This window comes from Mesorhizobium sp. M0772, assembly GCF_040320135.1.
In the GTDB taxonomy this organism is placed as follows: Bacteria; Pseudomonadota; Alphaproteobacteria; order Rhizobiales; family Rhizobiaceae; genus Mesorhizobium.
The window spans coordinates 33891-55151 of the sequence record NZ_JAMYPB010000039.1 but is presented as its reverse complement, the minus strand read 5'-3'; the positions used below and the strand labels follow the sequence as shown (position 1 = coordinate 55151).

Annotated in this window: 19 protein-coding genes; 8 read left to right on the top strand and 11 right to left on the bottom strand. The window is 63.0% G+C overall.

Annotated elements, in window-relative coordinates; all coding sequences use genetic code 11:
- The first annotated feature begins 26 nt into the window (after window positions 1-26).
- Window positions 27-1526 (top strand): Asp-tRNA(Asn)/Glu-tRNA(Gln) amidotransferase subunit GatB, encoded by a 1500-nt coding sequence (gatB, locus tag NKI06_RS22715; protein WP_023681506.1) that lies wholly within the window; start codon window positions 27-29, stop codon window positions 1524-1526.
- A 4-nt stretch (window positions 1527-1530) separates the two neighbouring features.
- Window positions 1531-2019, top strand: a complete 489-nt coding sequence (locus tag NKI06_RS22710; protein WP_023695377.1) for a GNAT family N-acetyltransferase — start codon at window positions 1531-1533, stop codon at window positions 2017-2019.
- Window positions 2020-2035: 16 nt separating this feature from the next.
- Here the strand turns inward: NKI06_RS22710 and NKI06_RS22705 are convergent, their stop codons facing one another.
- The 4 genes from NKI06_RS22705 to panB form a co-directional block, all read right to left on the bottom strand.
- Window positions 2036-3436, bottom strand: a complete 1401-nt coding sequence (locus tag NKI06_RS22705) for an ArnT family glycosyltransferase (RefSeq protein ID WP_050592950.1) — start codon at window positions 3434-3436, stop codon at window positions 2036-2038.
- 181 nt (window positions 3437-3617) lie between these two features.
- Entirely contained in the window at window positions 3618-4778 is a 1161-nt protein-coding gene (locus NKI06_RS22700; RefSeq protein WP_352596625.1) for a helix-turn-helix transcriptional regulator, read from the bottom strand.
- A gap of 224 nt (window positions 4779-5002) precedes the next feature.
- Window positions 5003-5860 carry a pantoate--beta-alanine ligase gene (panC, locus tag NKI06_RS22695; RefSeq protein ID WP_352987252.1) on the bottom strand — a complete coding sequence of 286 codons (858 nt, stop codon included), beginning with the start codon at window positions 5858-5860 and terminating at the stop codon, window positions 5003-5005.
- Between the two features lie 11 nt (window positions 5861-5871).
- A complete protein-coding gene (gene panB, locus NKI06_RS22690; RefSeq protein ID WP_352987243.1) occupies window positions 5872-6702 on the bottom strand; it encodes a 3-methyl-2-oxobutanoate hydroxymethyltransferase in 831 nt (276 codons plus the stop codon).
- A gap of 324 nt (window positions 6703-7026) precedes the next feature.
- On the opposite strand from panB, the gene NKI06_RS22685 reads away from it, so the two are divergent.
- The 3 genes from NKI06_RS22685 (at window position 7027) to NKI06_RS22675 (ending at window position 8551) form a co-directional block, all read left to right on the top strand.
- Window positions 7027-7425 (top strand): NADH:ubiquinone oxidoreductase subunit NDUFA12, encoded by a 399-nt coding sequence (locus NKI06_RS22685; protein WP_352459060.1) that lies wholly within the window; start codon window positions 7027-7029, stop codon window positions 7423-7425.
- A gap of 115 nt (window positions 7426-7540) precedes the next feature.
- A complete protein-coding gene (locus tag NKI06_RS22680) occupies window positions 7541-8092 on the top strand; it encodes a DUF2155 domain-containing protein (RefSeq protein WP_352987241.1) in 552 nt (183 codons plus the stop codon).
- Window positions 8093-8167: 75 nt separating this feature from the next.
- Window positions 8168-8551, top strand: coding sequence for a hypothetical protein (locus NKI06_RS22675; protein WP_023667489.1), 384 nt, complete (start codon window positions 8168-8170; stop codon window positions 8549-8551).
- Window positions 8552-8587: 36 nt separating this feature from the next.
- Here the strand turns inward: NKI06_RS22675 and aat are convergent, their stop codons facing one another.
- The 6 genes from aat to NKI06_RS22645 form a co-directional block, all read right to left on the bottom strand.
- Window positions 8588-9205, bottom strand: coding sequence for a leucyl/phenylalanyl-tRNA--protein transferase (gene aat / locus NKI06_RS22670; protein WP_023667488.1), 618 nt, complete (start codon window positions 9203-9205; stop codon window positions 8588-8590).
- A 27-nt stretch (window positions 9206-9232) separates the two neighbouring features.
- Window positions 9233-10576 (bottom strand): acetyl-CoA carboxylase biotin carboxylase subunit, encoded by a 1344-nt coding sequence (gene accC, locus NKI06_RS22665; protein WP_023681497.1) that lies wholly within the window; start codon window positions 10574-10576, stop codon window positions 9233-9235.
- Window positions 10577-10586: 10 nt separating this feature from the next.
- Window positions 10587-11051, bottom strand: a complete 465-nt coding sequence (gene accB / locus NKI06_RS22660; RefSeq protein WP_023681496.1) for an acetyl-CoA carboxylase biotin carboxyl carrier protein — start codon at window positions 11049-11051, stop codon at window positions 10587-10589.
- 26 nt (window positions 11052-11077) lie between these two features.
- The gene (gene aroQ, locus NKI06_RS22655) at window positions 11078-11512 is read right to left on the bottom strand and encodes a type II 3-dehydroquinate dehydratase (protein WP_023667485.1); all 435 of its coding nucleotides are present in this window, start codon (window positions 11510-11512) and stop codon (window positions 11078-11080) included.
- Window positions 11513-11659: 147 nt separating this feature from the next.
- Complete coding sequence (locus NKI06_RS22650; protein ID WP_023667484.1) at window positions 11660-12463, bottom strand: DsbA family protein; 804 nt, start codon at window positions 12461-12463, stop codon at window positions 11660-11662.
- Window positions 12464-12521: 58 nt separating this feature from the next.
- Window positions 12522-13934, bottom strand: coding sequence for a M48 family metalloprotease (locus NKI06_RS22645; RefSeq protein ID WP_023691221.1), 1413 nt, complete (start codon window positions 13932-13934; stop codon window positions 12522-12524).
- 152 nt (window positions 13935-14086) lie between these two features.
- On the opposite strand from NKI06_RS22645, the gene NKI06_RS22640 reads away from it, so the two are divergent.
- Together NKI06_RS22640 and NKI06_RS22635 are read left to right on the top strand one after the other, a co-directional pair.
- The gene (locus NKI06_RS22640; RefSeq protein ID WP_023715790.1) at window positions 14087-15235 is read left to right on the top strand and encodes a pyridoxal phosphate-dependent aminotransferase; all 1149 of its coding nucleotides are present in this window, start codon (window positions 14087-14089) and stop codon (window positions 15233-15235) included.
- 11 nt (window positions 15236-15246) lie between these two features.
- The gene (locus NKI06_RS22635) at window positions 15247-16176 is read left to right on the top strand and encodes a glutaminase (RefSeq protein ID WP_023715789.1); all 930 of its coding nucleotides are present in this window, start codon (window positions 15247-15249) and stop codon (window positions 16174-16176) included.
- A gap of 93 nt (window positions 16177-16269) precedes the next feature.
- Here the strand turns inward: NKI06_RS22635 and NKI06_RS22630 are convergent, their stop codons facing one another.
- Entirely contained in the window at window positions 16270-19188 is a 2919-nt protein-coding gene (locus NKI06_RS22630; protein ID WP_023715788.1) for a ribonuclease E/G, read from the bottom strand.
- A 647-nt stretch (window positions 19189-19835) separates the two neighbouring features.
- On the opposite strand from NKI06_RS22630, the gene NKI06_RS22625 reads away from it, so the two are divergent.
- The gene (locus NKI06_RS22625) at window positions 19836-21095 is read left to right on the top strand and encodes an N-acetylmuramoyl-L-alanine amidase (protein ID WP_352987237.1); all 1260 of its coding nucleotides are present in this window, start codon (window positions 19836-19838) and stop codon (window positions 21093-21095) included.
- Window positions 21096-21261: the final 166 nt, after the last annotated feature.

Genomic DNA, 21261 nt, shown 5'->3' with positions numbered 1-21261 from the left:
TTCGCGAGCCAAAAGCGCAGGCCACCATGACCCTTATCGATACCCGCACGCCCGATGCCAAACGTTTTATTCCCGGCGCTACCGGCGATTGGGAGATCATCATCGGCCTCGAGGTTCATGCGCAGGTGACCTCGGAAGCAAAGCTGTTTTCCGGGGCGTCGACGACTTTCGGCGCGGCGCCCAACGCCAATGTCAGCCTCGTCGACGCGGCCATGCCCGGCATGCTGCCGGTCATCAATGAGGAATGCGTCAAGCAGGCGATCCGCACCGGCCTCGGATTGAAGGCGCAGATCAACCACAAGTCGGTGTTCGACCGGAAAAACTATTTCTATCCCGACCTGCCGCAGGGCTACCAGATATCGCAGTTCAAGCAGCCGATCGTTGGCGAAGGCACGATCGTCATTTCGGTCGGTCCCGACCGGCAGGGCGAGTTCGAGGACATCGAGATCGGCATCGAGCGCCTGCACCTGGAGCAGGACGCCGGCAAGTCGATGCACGATCAGCATCCGACCATGTCCTATGTCGATCTCAATCGCTCCGGCGTGGCGCTGATGGAGATTGTCTCCAAGCCCGACATGCGCTCCGCCGACGAGGCCAAGGCGTATGTCACCAAGCTGCGCACCATCGTGCGCTATCTAGGCACTTGCGACGGCAACATGGACGAAGGTTCGATGCGCGCCGACGTCAACGTCTCCGTTCGCAGGCCCGGCGGCGAATTCGGTACGCGCTGTGAGATCAAGAACGTCAATTCGATCCGCTTCATCGGCCAGGCCATCGAGTTCGAGGCGCGCCGCCAGATCGCCATCCTCGAGGATGGCGGCAAGATCGATCAGGAAACCAGGCTGTTCGACGCCGTCAAAGGCGAGACGCGCTCGATGCGCAGCAAGGAAGAGGCGCATGACTACCGCTACTTCCCCGATCCCGACCTTTTGCCGCTGGAATTCGATCAGGCCTATGTCGACGCGCTGGCCAAGGAGTTGCCGGAACTGCCCGACGACAAGAAGGCGCGCCTGATCTCTTCACTTGGCCTGTCGACCTACGACGCCTCGATCCTGGTGTCGGAAAAGCCGATCGCCGACTATTTCGAGCAGGTGGCCTCGGGCCGCGACGGCAAGCTTGCCGCCAACTGGGTCATCAATGACCTGCTCGGCCAGCTTAACAAGGCCGGCAAGGACATTGAAAATGCTCCTGTAACACCGGAGCAGCTCGGTGCCGTGATCGACCTGATCAAGGAAGGCACCATCTCCGGCAAGATCGCCAAGGATCTGTTCGAGATCGTCTGGAACGAGGGCGGCGATCCGCGCCAGCTGGTCGAAAGCCGCGGCATGAAGCAGGTTACCGACACCGGCGCCATCGAGAAAGCGGTGGACGAGGTGATCGCCGCCAACCCCGACAAGGTCGAGCAGGCTCGCGCCAAGCCGACCATGGCCGGCTGGTTCGTCGGCCAGGTGATGAAAGCCACCGGCGGCAAGGCCAACCCGCAGGCGGTCAACGATCTGGTCAAGGCCAAGCTCGGTATCGAATAGAACAATGTTCGTCCGCACCGCCAGCGAACGTGACCTTGCCGCCGTCCGCGCGCTGCTGGTCGAAACCTGGCACGCAACCTACGACGCGATCTATGGCGCCCAGCGGGTGATCGAAATTACCGACGACTGGCATTCGATCGCCTCGCTCAAGGCGCGGCTGACAAGGCCGAACTCGGAATTCCTGGTCGCCGATGACGGCAAGCGTATCGGCGGCATGGCTTTTGCCGCCGCAACGGCGGATGCGAAGATCGTGCTGCTGAACCAGCTCTATGTACTGCCGGCCTGCCAGCGGCAAGGCATCGGCCAGGCCTTGCTGGACGAGGTCGAAGCCAGCTTTCCCGAGGCAAACACTTTGCGCGTCGAGGTGGAAGAGGCCAACGTGCCGGCCATCGCCTTCTACCGTTCGAAGGGATTTTTGCCGGCCGGCAGCACCGCCGATTGCGGCGGCGGTTCGGGGTTGCCGGCGCTGATCTTCGAGAAACCGCTGGGATAGGCGTCCGACGAAACGTTCAGTGCTGTCCTTTCAGGACGACCAGATAGCCGCGTTCCACCGGCTGCCGGAAGGCGATCTGTTCGGATGTGCCCGGATCTTTCGATTGCTTCTCGATGACGTAGCCGCCGGGATGAGACTTGAGCCATTCCTCAGGCTTGTCGGCGTTCTCGAATGGCTTCTCTATTCGCCCAAGGAAACCGACCTCGCCCTGATAGTCGTAAGCGACGGCCCAGTCCGCGTCCTTTCGTTCGTCGATGAAGCTCGCCAGCGGCGCGAGATCGTAGCGTTTGAACACGGTCGCCGAGGCGGCGGCGTGGCCGATGCCGAAAAGGGCAAGCATGACAAAGGCCGTCGCCCTCAGTCTGGCGACTGAAATCTCGGCCATGAAGTAGCCCAGCAGAATGGTCGCGAACGGTAGTGCCGGCACGACATAGTGCGGCTGCTTGCCGGATATGGCGCTGAAGACCAGCAGCACCGCAATGAACGAGAACGACAGCAGGCGCAGGGCACGCAGATCCGGGGATTTGGTATCGATCAGGCTGCGTATCCGGGCAACCGGCCTCAGCCGCCACACCGGGGGGATAAAGGCCCAGGGCACGAACATGAGCGGCAACAGCATCAGGTAAAAGTAAAACGGCCGGCCATGCGAATTGTGCAGGCTTCCGGTAACCCGACCTGCCGACTGGTTCCACACGAGATCGTAGACGAAACTGCCCTTGGTCAGGATGGTCGCGGGCGCCAGCCATATGGCGACCGGGACAAGGGCGGCGAGAATTGCCAGGCCGGCTCCGGCAAAGAACTGCAAAGGGGCAAGGCCGGCTCGCCGGTCACGCCAGAGGGGATAGAGCAGGACGGGCGCGCCGATGTGAATGAGCACCACCGGGCCTTTGGCCAGCACGCCGAGCCCGATGAAGAGACCCGCCAGCACCGCCTGCCAGCGGTTGCCGGTCCTGGCGAAGCCCAGCAGCGCCAGCAGTGCGGCGACCACACAGGCCGTCAAAAGCATGTCGAACAGGATCAGGGTCGAATAGATGACAAAGACGGTGCTGCCGGCCACCAGCCAGGGGATGCGACTGGCGATGTCCGGGCGCTCGGGAAACAGGGTTTTGGCCAGAAGCGTCGTCAGCCAGATGACCAGCGACGAGGCGGCGAAGATGACGAGCATCGCCGCCGCGCGGCTCACACCGAAGATGTTCCAAGAGAGATCGATGAGCCAGAACAACAGCGGCGGCTTCTGCAGATAGGGCGCAAAGTTCATCGTCGGTACGAAGACATGTCCACCGAGATACATCTCCCAGGCGACGCTGAGATAGCGCGTCTCATCGACCGGCAGTAGCGGACGGAAAGCGAGCGCGATGCAAAGCAGGGCCAGCAGGAAGAGGTAAGGCAGCAGCCGTTCAATTCGTGTCGGTATCAAGTTCGGGGACCGCCCAGGAAATGGTTTCCACGTCCGGTCATGCACGATGCACCGTCTCCGGACCGGAGCAGAACCGCACCATGATTTTGGCCGAATTGCAACGATGCCGGCTTGGTATTGTGGATTACGCCTGCGTACCGGCAAATAGTTGAAAAATTTGACGATTGGCTCCGATTATTGCTCAGGCCGAGCGCAGCGGCGGCGTCAATTCGCGCATTAGGAGTTCCAGCTCTCGCTGGTCGCCGGTGGCGGTCTTGTCGAAGATGGTTGCCAGCTGTGATTTGACGGTGCCGTCCGAGACGCCGCTGGCAGCCGCGATTTCACGCCGTGTCAGCCCGGCGGCGACATGGCCGGCGACACGCTTTTCCGCTGCGGTCAGTCCGAACAGCGCAGCGATCGCTTCCAGCGCCGGCACTGATGCGGCGCCGGCGGCGGCAATGAAAATGGCCGCGGCGGCGCGCGGCGATATGCGGGCCGAAATGTCGCGTCGCGCCAGAGGCATGACATGCGCCACCGCCGGAGACATGGCCTTCACCAGCGGAATGTTGATGCCGGACGGTCCGAGCGCGAATTCGTCGCGCGTGCCGAGCTGGACGGCGCGACCGATGGCGGTGTTGGCGTTGGCATAAGCGAAGGACAGCTGGCCGCGCACCGAGGACACTGAGGCGGTTTCGGTGAGCAGGGCTTCGGCTGCCGGATTGGCGAAAATGATCTGCATATCGTCGGCGACGATCAGCACTGGATGGTCGAGGCTCTCAAGGATCGAGCGAAAGATGTCGGCCTTGCGCCGCTCGGCCTCGAACAGGTCGCCGATGGTCACCGCACGCCGGACATGGGGGGCGAGCCTGGACATCAGGTCGATATCCCTGGCTGAAATCTGGGGCCTGTCCTTGTCGGTAACCACCATCAGCGTGCCGGTGCGCGCCGGCTGCTTCATCAGCGCTACCCAGAAGAAATCGTCGAGACGGTTGGGTTCCACCCACTCGCGCACGATGCGGCTTTCGAGCCAGTTCTGGCGGGCGTCGGGGCCTTGCAGGGCGTAGACGCTATCGACGGTGAACGGCATGTCGATTTCCATCTTCGGCACCGCCTTGAAGAAGGGCACCTCGCAGGCGTAGTCGCGCTGCAGCGGCTCAAGCAGGACCGGATCGCCGCAGGAAGTCGAAAACCGGGCCGAGTTTCTCGCCGTATCGACGACCGCCAGCATGGCAAGCCGGCCGAGCGCCAATTTGCAGATTGATTCGAGCGTCGATGGCCAACGGCCGACATCGGCAATCGAATCGTAAATCGCTTCGACGATCTGCGGCAGGGCGCGACCGAATACGTTGGCTTGGACAGACACGTAGAGCCTCGTAAGGATTGCAGCGTAGTGGCAGGTCACACACTGTCTCTGCCTGGGGTCGCACACAACATAGCCGGCTTGGTTACGTCTGTGAAACGTCTCACAGCGGCGTTCGGTGTATCGTGAGCGCTTACGGGCTGGCCAGAACGTACCTGATGAGCCGTTGTCTAAGAGCACTCGGGCCGCTCTGCGATACAAATCAAAGTGAACGGAATTGGAATTTTTCAGGGAATAAATGAGGAAACTTCCACATTGTCGATCAACCTGGTTCTGCCAAGCCACGCCGCGGCAAGCAGGCGGCCATTGCCGTCACGCCGCCACGAGGTGAGCGTCAGGCTCTCGCGCGCGGCGACATAGTCGACGCTGTCGAAGCCTGCCTCGAGAAGCGCGGCAGTGGCTTTACCGGTCACGCCGTTTTCATCGGCACCGGCCGCGAGCGCTGCCGCCGTCTGGCGCAAGATGACATTGAGCTGTCGCGCGACGTCGAGCTCGGCGGCGTTGAGATAGGCGTTGCGCGACGACATTGCCAGGCCATGCGCATCGCGCACGGTTGGCGCGCCGACGATGTCCACCGGCAAGTCGAGATCGCGGCAGAGCTTTCGGACGACGCAAAGCTGCTGGTAGTCCTTCTCTCCGAAGACGGCGTAGTCGGGCAGGGCTTGCAGAAAGAGCTTGGCCACCACCGTGGCGACGCCCTCGAAGAAGGTCGGCCTGAAATCCGATTCCAGGCCAGAAGACGGGCCGCCGACCGAAATCTTCGTCGCAAAGCCTGCCGGATACATTTCGGAAACCGTAGGCGTGAAGGCAAGCTGTGCGCCGGCCTCGGTCAGCCGGTCGAGGTCGCGGGCCAGCTGCCGCGGATACTTGTCGAGATCTTCAGTGGGGGCGAACTGGGCCGGGTTGACGAAGATCGAGACGACGCAGCGATCGGCGGTTGCGAGCGCGGCCCTGACCAGCGAGATATGGCCGTCATGCAAAGCGCCCATGGTCGGCACCATGGCGACGCTCAGGCCTTCGCGCCGCCATTCGCGGATCTGCGCGCGAAGGCCGGGCACGGTGTCGACGACGAGCGGCTGGCTGATGGGGGGCCGGTTCATGCCTTGTCCTTGTCGCTCGCGGCTGAAAAGACGTGGCCCGGCCCGGGGAAGGTGCGGCTGCGCACCTCCGCCGCGTAGCGCGCGGCGGCATTGGCGACCACGCTGCGCAAATCGGCGTATTCCTTGACGAATTTCGGCACCCGGTCGACCGTCAGGCCGACCATGTCGTCGATGACCAGGATCTGGCCGTCGCAATCGCGGCTGGCGCCGATGCCGATGGTGGGAATGGCAATCCGCCGGGTGAGGTCGGCGGCAACGGTCTCGACCGTGCCCTCGATGACCAGCGAAAACGCGCCGGCTTTCTCGACCGCGTCGGCGTCGCGCATGAGCGCGGCCACATTCTCCGGCGTGCGGCCCTTGATCTTGTAGCCACCGTCCTTTTCCACCGATTGCGGCTGCAAGCCGATATGGCCCATCACTGGAATGCCGGCCGCGACGATTGCCGCGATCTGGAGGGCGACTTCGACGCCGCCTTCCAGCTTCACCGCCTGGCAGCCGGTTTCCTCAGAGATGCGGCGGGCCGAGGCAAGGGCTTGCGCGGCCGAAGTCTCGTAGCTGCCGGCCGGCATGTCGACCACCACGCAGGCCTTTGCCGAACCGCGCATCACGGCTTGGCCATGGGTGATCATCATCTCCAGCGAGGCGCCGAGCGTGGTCTTGTGGCCATGCAGCACCATGGCAACGCTGTCGCCGACCAGCAGAAGGTCGACATGATCGTCGAGCAGGCGGGCGACGGGATAGGTGTAAGCGGCAAGGCATACGACCGGCACGCCGCCCTTGCGGGCGCGTATTGTCTCCGCACTGATCCTGGCGGCAGCTAAGGCCATTCCTCACCTCCCGCAGCCGGCGTTGACTACAGCGCCGCGCGTCCCGTGGACGCGCAAAGGACGCTGTAGCACTTGGGTTTGGGCATGATCCTTTCCGAAAATCGATTTCGATTTTCGGGGTCATGCGGCAGCGCCGGGCGATGAGAGCTTTAGGAAGACGCAGCCGGCTTGGCAAGCGTCGGTTCGCAGGTGCGAAATGGATCGGCCAATGACCGAGCGTTTCGGCATGCCGTCAGTGCCGCAGGCGCCGCAAAACCCTTGCCTTCGCCAAGGCCTGACGCCATAAGCAGGGACAGCCACCGCCGCGCGCCCGCGAGGATCTGAATGAAAACTTTCCTTCTGCAGTTTTTCACCTGGTGGAACCGCCAGACGCTGGGAACCCGTTTTCACACCTGGCGCCACGGCAACAAGGTCGGCCAGGATGGGGCCGGCAATGTCTACTACGAAGGCGGCGTCGATTCGGAAGGCCGCACCCGCCGCTGGGTCATCTACGCCAATTATTCGGAGGCGTCGGCGATCCCTCCGGGCTGGCACGGCTGGATGCATCACCGCGTCGATGTGGCGCCGCCAAGCGACGACTATCAGCCGCGCGAATGGGAAAAGGCGCATGAGCCGAACCTCACGGGAACACCGGCGGCTTATCGCCCAAAGGGTTCCGTGCTCACCAATCAGCACCGTCCGCAGGTGACGGGCGACTACGATGCGTGGACGCCTGGTTCTTGACCGCCGGCCGGTCCTTTGTCGCCACAATTGGCGTTTAGCTGCTTGCTGATATGACAACGGCGAATAGCCTTGGGCGTGACAGAATCACCCGGGCCCAAACCACCGGTATCTCCGCATGAACATTTTCAGCCTGACATCGATGGCCGGACTGGCGGCAATTGCCGCTGTCGCCATGTGCCCGACATCGTTTGCCGCGGCCCAGGCGCCTGCGGCAGCACCCGCAATCTCCGATCGCATCACCAATCCGGTCGCCGAATTTGCCGGCATCGACAAGATCACCGGCCGTATCATCACCTTCGATGTCTACATCGACGAAACCGTGCAGTTCGGCGCTTTGCAGGTGACGCCGCGCATCTGCTATTCGCGGCCGGAGAATGAAGAGCCGAAGACCGATTCCTTCGTCGAAGTCGACGAAATCACGCTCGACCGCAAGATCCGCCGCATCTTCACCGGCTGGATGTTCGCCGAGAGCCCCGGCCTAAACGCCGTCGAGCACGCCGTCTATGACGTCTGGCTAAAGGGCTGCAAGCAGAAGTCGGATGTGCCGCCGCCCGACGCGGCCAATGCCGAGACGCCCAAGGTCGACACGTCCAAGCCAAAGCCCGCCGCTGCTCCGGCCGCCGAACAGCCAGACCCCACGGAACCTGACGCGACCAACACCAACTGATCCTCCGGAACCGTGGTGGCAACTATGCGTTGGGCCATGGACGATGACGCATTTATGCGCTTGGAGGATATTCTGATGTCGGACAGCAAACGGATCACGGCCAGCAAAGACGACCTGCTCGAACTCGAAAAGGGGTTCTGGACGGGCGACGAAGCTTACTACGCCGCCAATGTCGACACAGAATGCCTGGTAGCATTTCCTGAGATGGCACAGGCAATGGACAATGCCGATCTGGCCAAGACCGCGACCAAGCCCAACCGCTGGCGCGACCTTCAGATCGACCTCAAGGGTATCATCGAGCCCGGCAGCGACATTATCATGCTGACCTATGAGGCTCATGCGACACGAGAAAACGGCGAGCCCTACGCCGCGTTGGTCAGCACCGGCTATGTTCATCGTGTCAACGGCTGGAAGATGATGTTCCATTCGCAGACGCCGATGGAAACCGCGAAGGGCTGACCCCTTTCAGAGCCGGCTCGGCCGCTCGGTCTCCGATCAGGGATAAAAAACGGCTTCGCCCTTCAGCGCCTCGGCCAACATCTTCTCGTATTTGACGCGCGGCACGTCGACCGCGCCGAAGCGTTTGAGATGCTCAGTGGTGAATTGCGTGTCGAGCAGGGCAAAGCCGCGCGCCTTCAGCCGCTCGACCAGATGATACAGGCAGGTCTTGGACGCGTCGGTTTCCCGGGCGAACATGCTTTCGCCGAAGAACACGCGACCGAGCGAGACGCCATAGAGGCCGCCGACCAGCCGTTCCTCGCGCCATGCCTCGACCGAATGGCAGTGCCCAAGACGGTGCAGCTCGATATAGGCTTCGCGGATCGGCGCGTTGATCCAGGTCGAGCGGCGCTCCTCGCGCTTTTCGGCGCAGCCGTCGATCGTCGCCTCGAAATCGAAATCGAAGCGGATGTCGAACGGGTGCTTGCGGATTGTCTTCTTCAAGCTCTTCGGCGTGTGGAAGCCATCGAGCGGAATGATGCCGCGCGTCTCCGGCCGCACCCAGAACACTTCCGGGTCGGAAGCGCTCTCGGCCATCGGGAAGACGCCCGAGGCATAGGCCTTGAGCAACAGGTCGGTCGGAATGCGATAGCCGGGAGCGTAAGGGCGGGTCATCGCGGCATCATAGCGGCAATTCGGGCGCTATTCCTCTTTGGCCAGATACTTCTCCAGCCAGTGGATGTCGTAGTCGCCATTGGCGATATCGGCATTGCCGACCAGGTCGCGAAACAGCGGCAGCGTCGTCTTGATGCCATCGACGACGAACTCGTCGAGCGCCCGCCTCAGCCGCATCATGCATTCGACGCGGTTGCGGCCGTGCACGATCAGCTTGCCGATCAGGCTATCATAATAGGGCGGGATCTTGTAGCCGGAATAGACACCGGAATCGACGCGGATGCCGAGACCGCCAGGCGTGTGGAAATGTGTAATCGTGCCAGGCGAAGGCGTGAAGGTGCGCGGGTCCTCGGCATTGATGCGGCATTCTATGGCGTGGCCGTTGAACTTGATGTCCTCCTGGCGCACCGAAAGCCCGCCGCCGGAGGCAACGCGGATCTGTTCGTGGACGAGATCGATGCCGGTGATCGCCTCCGTCACCGGATGCTCGACCTGCAGCCGCGTGTTCATCTCGATGAAGTAGAACTCGCCATTCTCGTACAGGAATTCGATGGTGCCTGCGCCGGAGTAGCCGAGGTCGGCGATGGCCTTGGCACAGATATTGCCGATGCGGGCGCGCTCCTCGGCGTTGAGGGCCGGCGAGGGCGCCTCTTCCCAGACTTTCTGGTGGCGGCGTTGCAGCGAACAGTCGCGCTCGCCGAAATGCACGCCGCGGCCGGCGCCGTCGCCGAATACCTGCACCTCGATGTGGCGCGGCTTTTCCAAGTATTTCTCGATGTAGACGGCATCGTCGCCGAAGGCCGCGCCGGCCTCCGTGCTGGCTGTCTGCAAGGCGATCTCGAGATCGGCTTCGGTAAGGGCGACCTTCATACCGCGCCCGCCACCGCCTGCCGATGCCTTGATGATCACGGGATAGCCGATCTCGGCGGCAATGCGCCTGGCTTCCTTTTGATCGGTGACGGCGCCGTCGGAGCCCGGTACAACCGGAATGCCGAGCCGCTTTGCGGTGCGCTTGGCCTCGATCTTGTCGCCCATGATGCGGATATGGTCGCCCGACGGACCGATGAAGGTGATGTTGTGGGCGGCGAGGATATCGGCGAACTTGGCGTTCTCCGACAGGAAACCGTAGCCCGGATGCACGGCGTCGGCGCCGGTGATCTCGCAGGCGGCGACGATCTGGTGGATGTTGAGATAGCTGTCGCGCGACGGCGGCGGACCGATGCACACGCTTTCGTCGGCGAGCCTGACATGCATGGCGTCAGCGTCGGCGGTCGAATGCACGACCACGGTCTGGATGCCGAGTTCCTTGCAGGCGCGCAGCACCCGAAGCGCGATTTCGCCGCGGTTGGCGATGAGGATCTTCTGGAACATCCGGCCCGCTCTACTCGATCACGACGAGCGGCATGCCGTACTCGACCGGCTGGCCGTCCTCGAACAGGATCGCCGTCACCGTGCCGGCGCGCGGCGAAGGGATCTGGTTCATCGTCTTCATCGCTTCGATGATCAGCAGCGTCTGGCCTTCCTTGACCTTCTGGCCGACTTCGATGAAGGCCTTGGCGTCGGGCGAGGGCGCGAGATAAGCGGTGCCGACCATCGGCGAGGGGACCGCGTTCTTGGACGGATCGGCCACTGCTGGTGCGGCAGCCGCGCCCGCCGCGGGCTGCTGCGCTGCCGGAGCATAACCGGCCTGCGGGGCGGCGATGGCGTGGACGGCCGGCGCCTGGCGCGACACGCGCACCTTCAGGTCGCCGAGCTCGACTTCGATCTCGGTGAGATTGGTGTCGTTCAGTATGCCCGCGAGATCGCGGATCAGTTGCTGGTCAACACCGGTCTTCTTTATCGACATTTTCGAGCCTTCTGTTTGTGGGCCGGTCATAGGCGTGCCGCCAGCGCCTGCAGCGCCAGCGAGTAGCCAAGCGGCCCGAACCCGCAGATCATGCCGACAGCGACCGGCGCGACCATGGAGACGTGGCGGAATGGTTCCCGCGCGTGGATGTTGGAGAGGTGAACTTCGGCGACGGGCAGCGGCGCGACAGCGCGGATGGCGTCGTGAATGGCAATCGAGGTGTGGCTGTAGGCACCCGGATTGATGACGATGCCGGCTGCCTTGTCGCCGGCTTCCTGGATCCAGTCGACGAGGTCGCCCTCATGGTTCGACTGGCGAAAATCAATCTCGAGGCCAAGGGCGGCGCCCGCCTGCTTACAGTCGTCGGCGATCGCGGCAAGCGTCTTGCCGCCATAGATGCCCGGCTCGCGCTTGCCGAGCGCGTTCAGGTTGGGGCCGTTCAGGACGAAAATCGTTTTCAAAAATGCCGACCTTTTCCGACGCCGGCCTCAAGCCGGCGCGCAGGGCCTTCTATAATGGGCATAGCCGCCCGCGGAAAGAGCACAAGTGCGATCTTTCACTGTCCACAACAGGCGGAAATGTGCCCGTGAGAAGGCTCGCGTGCAAGATCAGAGCGCGGCTTTCGCCGCCTCGATCTTTTCGGCCAGCACTTCCTGGCCGAGCGCGCCGAACACCACTTCATTGCCGACGACATAGGACGGCGTTCCGGTGATGGCCAGCTTGTTGGCGAGGTCGAAGGTCTTGGAGAAGGCCTCGGTGATGGTCGGGTCCTTCATCTTCTCGCGCAATTTCGCCTCATCGGCGCCTAGCGACAGCGCAACCTTGATGGCCGCCGCCTCGGTGGCGCGGCCCTGGCCGCCGAGCAGGGCGTTGTGGAACTCGCCGTATTTCTCCGGATGCATCAGGTGGAAAGCCATCGAGACGACGCTGGCCTTTTGCGAATCCGGCCCGAGGATCGGGAATTCCTTGAGCACGAAGCGCAGCTCCGGATCGGCCTTTGTCAGAGCCTGCATGTCGTCGATGGCGCGTTTGCAGAAGCCGCAATTGTAGTCGTAGAATTCGACGATGGTGACCTTGCCCTTCGGATTGCCGACGACGCCGTCGAAGGTCGAGTTGAAAATCTCGGACTTGGCCTTCTCGATGACGCCGAGGCTGGCTATGCGCTGCTCTTCCTTCTGCTTGGCCTCGAGCGCCTCCTGCACTTCGAGCAGCACTTCGGGGTTCTTCAGGAGATAGTCGCGGATAATGCCCTCGACCTCAGTGCGATCGATCTTGGTGTCGGCAGAGGCGGTCTGCACGGTCTGCGCCGTGCCGGCCTTGGCCACCTGCGGACTGCCGGCGACGAACCCGAAAGCGAGCATGGCAAGAGCAGCCGCCACTCCCGTCGTGCCGAGCAATATTGCCTTGTTCATCGTCTCATCCTCTTTACCGGTTCCGGTCTATCCTAGTCGCCGCGGGCGACCGGAAGGTTCATTTCTTGAGTTTGCCTGAAGGGTTGTAGTTTATGATGTCCTGCGCCCGAATCCAGCCGGGCTCGCCGCGCTTCAAGTCTTTTTGCGCGCGCATGGCGAAAATTTTCGCATTCGTGTAATCGCCGGAATAAAAGTGGCCCTCGGCGGTGGCGAGTTCCGCCGCCGGAATGTTGCCAAGCTCGCCATAGGCCTGGGCGAGATAGCGGTATCCGACCGTGTTTTCCTTGTCGCGCCCGAGACCGTTGTTGATCTGCACCACCGCCTTCTTCAGCGAGTCGGGCGTGCCGATGGCCATCAGCGCCTGGCCGAGGGAAACGGGCAACAGGCCCGACCTCACCGGATCGAGGCTGACCGCCTTGGCATAGGCGTCCGCGGCGTCCTTGGGCTTGTTGGCCTTCATCAGTATGTCGCCGCGCATTTCCTGGAAGTAGGGGTTCTTCGGCTGTTCCTTGATCAATGCATTGGCCTTGGTCAGTGCTGCACCCAGATTGCCGTAGAGATAGGCCATCTGCGCTTCGCCATAGCGCGAGGCGAGGCTGCCCGGGGCCTTGCGGATCAGCCGCGTGGCGGCGGCCTGGCCGCCCATATAGGCGGCGATCTTGATGCGCATCATGTCGTGCCGCTGCTGCAGTGCCGGCGGATCGACCTTGTCGACGTTAGGGCTCTGCTTGACCAGCACTTCGAGATTGGCGATGCGCTCCTGCGGCATCGGGTGGCTGATGCGGTAGGGATCGACCTGCGTGCCGGAAAGCGACAGCGCGCTCTGGAAGCGGGCGAAGGTCTTCAGCATGCCCATGCCGGACTGGCCGGTGGCATTGAGATAGGTGATGGCAGAGCGGTCGGCGGTCGACTCTTCGGTGCGCTGGTAGGCAAGAATGCTGCGCTGCGCCATCTCGCCGCCGCCCGCAGCCACGCCCATGCCGGCGCCGGCAAGGCCGCGGCTGTTGGTGGTGGCGCCGGCAACGATGGCGCCGGCGCCAAGCAGCGTGGCGATGATGGCCATGGTCTTGGCGCGCTCGAGCTGGTCGCGCAATTTCTGCTGATGGCCGCCGGCGATGTGGCCGGCCTCGTGGGCGATGACGCCGATGATCTCGTTGGGCGTTTCGGCCTGCATCAGCGCGCCGGTGTTGATGAACAGCCGGCGCCCGGTAACGAAGGCGTTGAAGCTCTGATCGTTGACCAGAACGATATCGACACCGTCATTGGCAAGACCGGCCGCCTTGAAGATCGGCCGCGCATAGTCGCGCACCAGCGCCTCGATCTCGGCATCGCGCACGACCGGCACCGCCTGCGCGAAGGCCGTCACCGAGCCGGTGACAGCGACGGCGGCGGCAAGCAAAAGCGTCGCGAAGCCGCGCGCTGTCTTCCCGATGGAAGATTTGGACATCGTCGATTTGGGTCGGCTCAGCATGAGGTCCACTGGTAAACGAGCGCGCGAACGATGAAAAGTCACGGCACCGAAACTAGGCGAACTTGTGATCCTCACATCAATCGGGCATTTGTGCGGCGCTGCCGCCGGTTGATGGCTTTGAGCGGCGGGCCGGACGGAAAGATTGAGGTCAAATGGTAGTTTCGCTGTCGCGCCGCGGTGAAGTCGAGCCGTTTCACGCCATGGACATTCTGGCCGAAGCCAACCGGCTGAAGGCGACGGGCGTGCCTGTCGTCTCCATGGCCGTCGGCCAGCCATCCGATCCGGCGCCCGTGGGCGTGAGGGAAGCAGCCGCAAATGCGCTGAGGATCGGACGCATCGGCTATACCGACACACTCGGTCTGGCGGATCTGCGCAAGGCGATCGCCACGCATTATGGCGACCATTACGGGATCGATGTCGCGCCGAACCGGATCGCCGTGACCACGGGATCGTCGGCCGCCTTCAATCTGGCATTCCTGGCGATGTTCGATCCCGGCGACCGCGTCGCCATCGCAGCACCCGGCTATCCGGCCTACCGCAACATCATGGCCGCGCTCGGTATCCAGATCGTCGAGATTGAGCTCGGCAGCGACGCCTATCTTCATGCCGAACATTTGAAATCGGCGCACCGGGAAAAACCGCTGAAGGGTGTGTTGTTCGCCAGCCCGGCCAATCCGACAGGTGCGGTCATTCCCGTCGACGAGTTGTCGGCACTGGTGAGGACAGCCGAAGAACTCGGCATCGCGGTGATTTCGGACGAAATCTATCATCGGCTGGCCTATGCCGCGCCCGACACCACGGCGCTGGCCCATGGCTCAGGCGTGACGGTGATCAATTCCTTCTCGAAATATTATTGCATGACCGGATGGCGCATCGGCTGGATGGTGCTGCCGGAAGCTCTGGTGAGGCCGATCGAACGCATCGCCCAGAGCCTCTACATCTCGCCGCCGGAACTGTCGCAGATCGCGGCGATCGAAGCCTTCAAGGCGGCGGAAGAGCTGGAAGCAGTGAAGGCGCGCTATGCCTGGAACCGCGAGCTGTTGATGCGGCGCCTTCCGGAACTCGGATTTCCCTTGGCGGCGCCGATGGACGGTGCCTTCTACGCTTTCTGCGATGTCACCCGGCATACCAATGACAGCATGGCCTTTGCGCGCAAAATGCTGGCCGAAGCGCATGTGGCGGCGACGCCCGGTCGCGATTTCGATCCGCTGGCAGGACACCGCACGATGCGCTTTTCCTATGCCGGCAGCCATGACGACATGGTCGATGCGATGGCGCGCATCGAGCGCTGGCTGAAATAGCGGGGACGAGCATGCCGGATCTTGAACAAACGCTGGCCGACATCGCCGCCGAGATGGCCGAGCGCTCCGATCGCGGCGAGGTCGCCACCTACATTCCGCAGCTCGGCAAGGTCGATCCGAAGAAATTCGGCATTGCCGCCGTGACCAATGACGGCCGCGTGCTGGTCGCCGGCGACGCCGACCAGGCGTTTTCGATCCAGTCCATCTCCAAGGTGTTTACGCTCACGTTGGCGCTCGGCAATGTCGGCGACGCGCTGTGGCAGCGTGTCGGACGCGAGCCGTCGGGCAATCCGTTCAACTCGATCGTGCAGCTCGAGCATGAGAACGGCATTCCGCGCAATCCGTTCATCAATGCCGGCGCCATCGTCGTCTCCGACATACTGCTTGCCGGCCACCAGCCGCGCGAGGCGATCGGCGAAATCCTGCGCTTCATCCAGTTCCTTGCCGATGACGAAGCGATCATCATCGACCGCGAGGTCGCGGCTTCCGAACGCGCCACCGGCTATCGCAACTTCGCGCTTGCCAACTACATGAAATCCTTCGGCAATCTCCACCATGCACCGGAGCTGGCGCTGGGCGTGTACTTCCACCATTGCGCCATCGCCATGAGCTGCCGGCAATTGGCGCTGGCCGGCCGCTTCCTCGCCAATGGCGGCAGAAACCCGGCAACCGGGCACTCCGTGGTGTCTGCCGAGCGGGCGCGGCGCATCGGCGCCATGATGCTGACCTGCGGCCACTATGACGGTTCCGGCGATTTCGCCTTCCGTGTCGGCATTCCCGGCAAAAGCGGCGTCGGCGGCGGCATATTGGGGATCGTGCCGGGTGTGGCTTCACTCGCCGTATGGTCGCCGGGCTTGAACGCCAACGGCAATTCCAAGCTGGGGTCGATCGCCTTGGAAAAACTGGCCAGGATGATGAACTGGTCGATTTTCGCCCCCTGATGCTTTCCGCCATTCGCGCATGAAAAAATCCCGCGCCGTGGTTTGAACGGCGCGGGATTTTTGTCAGGAACCTATCTTAATCGGCTGAATAGCTTAGAAAAAGCCCTTCCGCTGCCACCAGCCGGCGCGCTTCGGCTTTTCCTCGGCCTTTGCCTCGTCGGCAACGCTGGAGGAAACCACCGGCACCGCGGAGGTATCCGCGGCCACGGCTTTGCGCCGTGACGGGCGAGCCTTGGCGGGCTCGTCGTCGACGGTCGTTTCCGTGGCGGCATCGGCCGCAGCGGGGGCGGCTGCTTCGACGGCAGCTTCCGGTGCAGCCTCGGCCGCCGTCTCATCGGCGACTTCCACCACAGCCTTCTTTGCCCTTGAAGCGCGCTTCTTCTTCGGCTTTTCGGCTGGAGCGTCGTCGTTCGCCGCGGCGGGAGCCGCTGCTTCTTCAACCGCTACGGCTGCTACGGGCTCGCTTGCGGCCGTTCCGACTTCAGCGGCCTCGGCCACCGAGGCGGTTTCGCCGGCTTCGGTCTCCGTGCCGTCTTCGCGACGATTGCGCTTGCCGCCGCGCTTGCCGCGACGGCGCTTCTTGCCCTGGGCGTCATCTGATGCTTCCACCGTTTCGACGGCGCCAACCTGGGCTTCGTCTTGCTGTGTTGCATCGTCACCGCCTGGTTCAGCGGCAAAGTCGTCGCTTGCCGCCGAAACCGAAGCACCTTCGGCGCCATGCTCGCGATCGCCATGTTCGCGTTCGCGATCCTTGCCGCCGCGCCGCCTGCGGCGCTTGCGACGCTTGCGATCGCGGCCTTCGCCGTCCTCAGCCGATCTCGGCTGCTGCTGCTGCGACTGCGGCTGCGCCTGGCGCGGCTGCTCGGCCTGTACCACAACCTCGTCGTCTTCCTCCTCGATGACGATCTCGTCCTCGGGCTCTTCCGGCTCGACATAGGCCGGGAAGGTTCGCGCTTCGACAAAGCCTTCCGGCTTTTCGGCAATGGCGCCGCGGAAGATCGCGTAGTGCTGCACACCCACCGTATCATCGGCCTCGACGGTGATGGTCAGGCCAAAGCGGCTTTCGAGTTCCACCAGCGTGCCGCGCTTGTGGTTGAGCACATAGAGAGCGGTCGCCGCCGGGGTCCGCACCGTGATGTGGCTGCGCGAATCCTTGAGCAGGAATTCCTCGATCGCCCTCACCACCATCAGCGCCACCGACGAATCGGAGCGCACATGGCCGGTGCCGCCGCAATGCGGGCAGGGCTTCATGGTCGATTCCAGCACGCTGGCGCGGATGCGCTGGCGCGACATCTCCATCAGGCCGAAATGCGAGATGCGGCCGACCTGGATGCGAGCTCGGTCGTTCTTGAGGTGATCCTTCAGCCGCTTCTCGACGGAGCGGTTGTTGCGGTTCTCCTCCATGTCGATGAAGTCGATGACGATCAGGCCGGCGAGATCGCGCAGCCTCAATTGCCTGGCGACTTCTTCCGCCGCTTCAAGGTTGGTGTGGAGAGCGGTGTCCTCGATCGAGTGCTCCTTGGTGGAGCGGCCCGAATTGACGTCGATGGCGACCAGCGCCTCGGTCTGGTTGATGATGATGTAGCCGCCGCTCTTCAGCGTCACCTGCGGCTGCAGCATGCGGTCGAGCTGCGCCTCGATGCCGTTGCGCACGAAGATCGGCGTCGTGTCGCGGAACGGCTGAACCACCTTGGCGTGGCTCGGCATCAGCATGCGCATGAAATCCTTGGCCTCGCGGTAGCCTTCCTCGCCGGAGACAAGAATCTCGTCAATATCCTTGTTGTAGAGGTCGCGCACCGAGCGCTTGATCAGGCTGCCTTCCTCATAGACGAGGGCAGGGGCGGTGGATTGCAGCGTCAGATTGCGGACGTTTTCCCAAAGCCGCATCAGATATTCGTAGTCGCGCTTGATTTCCGCCTTGGTGCGGCTTTCGCCGGCGGTGCGCAGGATGACGCCCATGCCCTGCGGCACTTCGAGATCGGCAACGACCTCCTTGAGGCGCTTGCGGTCGACCGCACTGGTGATCTTGCGCGAAATGCCGCCGCCGCGTGCGGTGTTGGGCATCAGCACGGAATAGCGGCCGGCAAGCGACAGATAGGTGGTGAGCGCCGCGCCCTTGTTGCCGCGCTCTTCCTTGACCACCTGCACCAGCAGAATCTGCCGGCGCTTGATGACTTCCTGAATCTTGTACTGGCGGCGCACCGGCTTGCGGCGGCTGCGCACCTCTTCCAGCGCATCCTCGGCGCCTACGGATTCGATCTCGTGGTCGTCCGGATGCGAGGACTGCACCTCTTCCAGCATGCCGCGGTCATTGTCCTCGGAGGTGGCTTCGCCACTTGCCTCGCTGGACGACCTTTCGTCACCCGGCTCCGCCGCAGGGACAGCTTCGGAGATCACATCCGCTTCGACGCTTGCCGCGATCGATGTCGGGCCGCCTTCCGACGGTTCGGTCGCGGATGTCTCGGCGTCGGAGGCTTCGCTGTCGCCATGCCCGGCATGATCGTCATGCCCGGCGGTATTGGCCGCGGCATGCTCGGAAGCAGGCGCTTCGGAGACGGCATCGCTGCCGGCATCGCCATGTTCGCCGTTTTCATCATCGGCGCCGGCGTCGCGCTTGTGTTCGCCTCGCTCACGACCCTTGCCGCCGCGCCGGCGGCCGCGCCGGCCGCGATCGCGGCTCTGGCGGTCGTCGCCGTCATTGTCCTCGTTCTCCTCGTCCTCGGCTTCCTGCGCTTCAGCGCGCAGCAAAGCCTGACGATCGGCGACCGGGATCTGGTAATAGTCGGGGTGAATTTCACTGAAGGCGAGGAAACCGTGACGGTTGCCGCCATATTCGACAAAGGCTGCCTGAAGGGAAGGTTCGACGCGCGTTACGCGGGCGAGATAGATGTTTCCTTTGAGCTGCTTCTTGTCCTGAGATTCAAAGTCGAATTCTTCAATACGGTTACCGCGGATAACGACAACGCGTGTTTCCTCCGGGTGGGAGGCGTCTATCAGCATTTTGTTGGGCATTATTTCGTTTCCTCCCGGCAGCCGTCAGCCGCAGCTTGCGAGGCAAAGCCCGCTGCTGCGTGTCTGGGATGTGGGTGCCGGATGTCTGAATGTCCGCCGGACGCCGCTTGAGCGCCATGGCGGTGCCGCCCGCAGCCACAATGGCGCGGTTTGATGCGGACCTTTCCATGATTGCGCTTGAAGCCATCGTCACCAGCAGAACCTTTTGAACCAAAGCCCGGACGAACCGGACCAGCTTGTTTGCTCATATAGAGCCGGCACGGGAACAACCCCGGCCGTTTTCCTCACGCAGGCGATTCCCCCGCCACGGGCGCACACCTGCGAAATTCGTCGCGATCACCTGAAGCCTTTTCGCTGGAGCGAAAGGAGCCGCCTTTCATCTGACCTGTAGCAGGAAGCTGCGGGAGAAGCGGTTCCAGGATTGCAGTGATCCACCATCGCTTTTATGATTTGACGGGGTGGAAGGCAACCCCGATTTCGGATGCCGGCAAAAAGCAGTGCCGTAACGGAAGCACAGGCCTTAATCCTCAATGAAAAGGCTTGGTTAACCTTCTCTGGATACCAATCGTTAATCGAGTCTGCGGCCTGACCGGCATTTCGACCAACCACGCGGGCGCAAGCGCCAAACCGGGAGCGACTGCAAAGAAATGGGACTGGCGGGCATCACAGACAAGGGCCATGGCTGTGCAGGCCGTTTCCTGCGCGCTGCCGGTGTGCTGTTGCTGCTGGCGCTTTGCCTTGCTTTTGCGCCGGTTTCACGCGCCGCCGATGCGCCACTCGGCGCCACCGCCTACAAGATGGCCGGCGACGCAACCAAGATGCGCATCGTCATCGATTTCGACCGCGAGCCCGACATCAAATGGTTCCTGCTGCGCGGCCCCAACCGGCTGGTCGTGGACCTGCCGCGCACCCGATTCGCCATTGGCGCGAAGGACGCCAAGGCCCGCGGCCTGGTCAAAGCGGTGCGTTATGGCGATCAGGGCGAGGGATCGCGGCTGATCCTGACCGGCAAGGGGCCGTTCTCGGTCGACAAGCTCGAGGTGCTCAAGAACGAGGACGGCGCAGGCTATCGCATCGCCATCGACATGTCGGCAGCCTCCGACCGCGAGTTCGACGAAGCCCTTGCCAACCAGGCGCTGACCACTGGCTCGACCGTCTCCACCGACAAGGGCTCCAGGGTCGGCACAGGGCCGATCTCCAATCCCGGGCATCGCTTCACCATCGTCATCGATCCCGGCCATGGCGGCATCGACGGTGGCGCCGAAGGCCTCAACGGCACCATCGAGAAGAACGTGACGCTGGCCTTCGCCACCGAATTGCGCGACAAGCTCGCCGCCGTCGCCAACTACGACGTGTTCATGACGCGCGATACCGACGAGTTCCTGCGGCTCGATGACCGCGTGCGCATCGCCCGGCAGCACGAGGCCGACCTTTTGATCTCGATCCATGCCGACACGATCAGCGTCAAGGGTATCAGAGGCGCCACCGTCTATACCGTCTCCGACAAGGCGTCCGATCCGCAAGCGCAGGCGCTTGCCGACCGTGAAAACCTCTCCGACCAGTTCGCCGGCATGGTGATCAAGGACGACAACAAGGAAGTCACCGACATACTGATCGACCTGATCCGCCGCGAGACGCATAATTTCTCGATGAGCTTTGCCCACACTCTGGTCGGCCAGTTGTCCACCAGCGTCGGCCTGATCAATAATCCGCAGCGTTCGGCCGGCTTCAAAGTGCTGAAAGCGCCCGATGTGCCGTCGGTGCTGGTGGAACTCGGCTATCTCTCCAACGCCAAGGATGAAGCGCAACTGCTCGACGCCGACTGGCGCGCCAAGGCGGCGCAGAGCATCACCAACGCCATCGCCCTGTTTGCCTCCGCCAAGATGGGAACGGGAACCGGAGGCTGAGATGTTCGCCGCCGCCCACAACCGGAGGCAGCGTTGCACGCCGACAACACCAGGCGCTTTTATTTCCGGTGGGGGATGCCGAAACCGGGCACTGCCGTATTTTGCCCACATGGTGGCGACATGGGTTTTCCATCACGGATCGGGACCGTTGCGAAGGCTTGCGCGA

Excerpts from the sequence above, each read along its gene's own strand:
- gatB (WP_023681506.1), top strand. The coding sequence starts at position 27 with ATGACCCTTATCGATACCCGCACGCCCGATGCCAAACGTTTTATTCCC.
- NKI06_RS22710 (WP_023695377.1), top strand. The coding sequence starts at position 1,531 with ATGTTCGTCCGCACCGCCAGCGAACGTGACCTTGCCGCCGTCCGCGCG.
- panB (WP_352987243.1), bottom strand. The coding sequence starts at position 6,702 with ATGGCCTTAGCTGCCGCCAGGATCAGTGCGGAGACAATACGCGCCCGC.
- NKI06_RS22685 (WP_352459060.1), top strand. The coding sequence starts at position 7,027 with ATGAAAACTTTCCTTCTGCAGTTTTTCACCTGGTGGAACCGCCAGACG.
- NKI06_RS22680 (WP_352987241.1), top strand. The coding sequence starts at position 7,541 with ATGAACATTTTCAGCCTGACATCGATGGCCGGACTGGCGGCAATTGCC.
- NKI06_RS22675 (WP_023667489.1), top strand. The coding sequence starts at position 8,168 with ATGTCGGACAGCAAACGGATCACGGCCAGCAAAGACGACCTGCTCGAA.
- aat (WP_023667488.1), bottom strand. The coding sequence starts at position 9,205 with ATGACCCGCCCTTACGCTCCCGGCTATCGCATTCCGACCGACCTGTTG.
- accC (WP_023681497.1), bottom strand. The coding sequence starts at position 10,576 with ATGTTCCAGAAGATCCTCATCGCCAACCGCGGCGAAATCGCGCTTCGG.
- accB (WP_023681496.1), bottom strand. The coding sequence starts at position 11,051 with ATGTCGATAAAGAAGACCGGTGTTGACCAGCAACTGATCCGCGATCTC.
- NKI06_RS22650 (WP_023667484.1), bottom strand. The coding sequence starts at position 12,463 with ATGAACAAGGCAATATTGCTCGGCACGACGGGAGTGGCGGCTGCTCTT.
- NKI06_RS22645 (WP_023691221.1), bottom strand. The coding sequence starts at position 13,934 with ATGCTGAGCCGACCCAAATCGACGATGTCCAAATCTTCCATCGGGAAG.
- NKI06_RS22640 (WP_023715790.1), top strand. The coding sequence starts at position 14,087 with ATGGTAGTTTCGCTGTCGCGCCGCGGTGAAGTCGAGCCGTTTCACGCC.
- NKI06_RS22635 (WP_023715789.1), top strand. The coding sequence starts at position 15,247 with ATGCCGGATCTTGAACAAACGCTGGCCGACATCGCCGCCGAGATGGCC.
- NKI06_RS22630 (WP_023715788.1), bottom strand. The coding sequence starts at position 19,188 with ATGCCCAACAAAATGCTGATAGACGCCTCCCACCCGGAGGAAACACGC.
- NKI06_RS22625 (WP_352987237.1), top strand. The coding sequence starts at position 19,836 with ATGGGACTGGCGGGCATCACAGACAAGGGCCATGGCTGTGCAGGCCGT.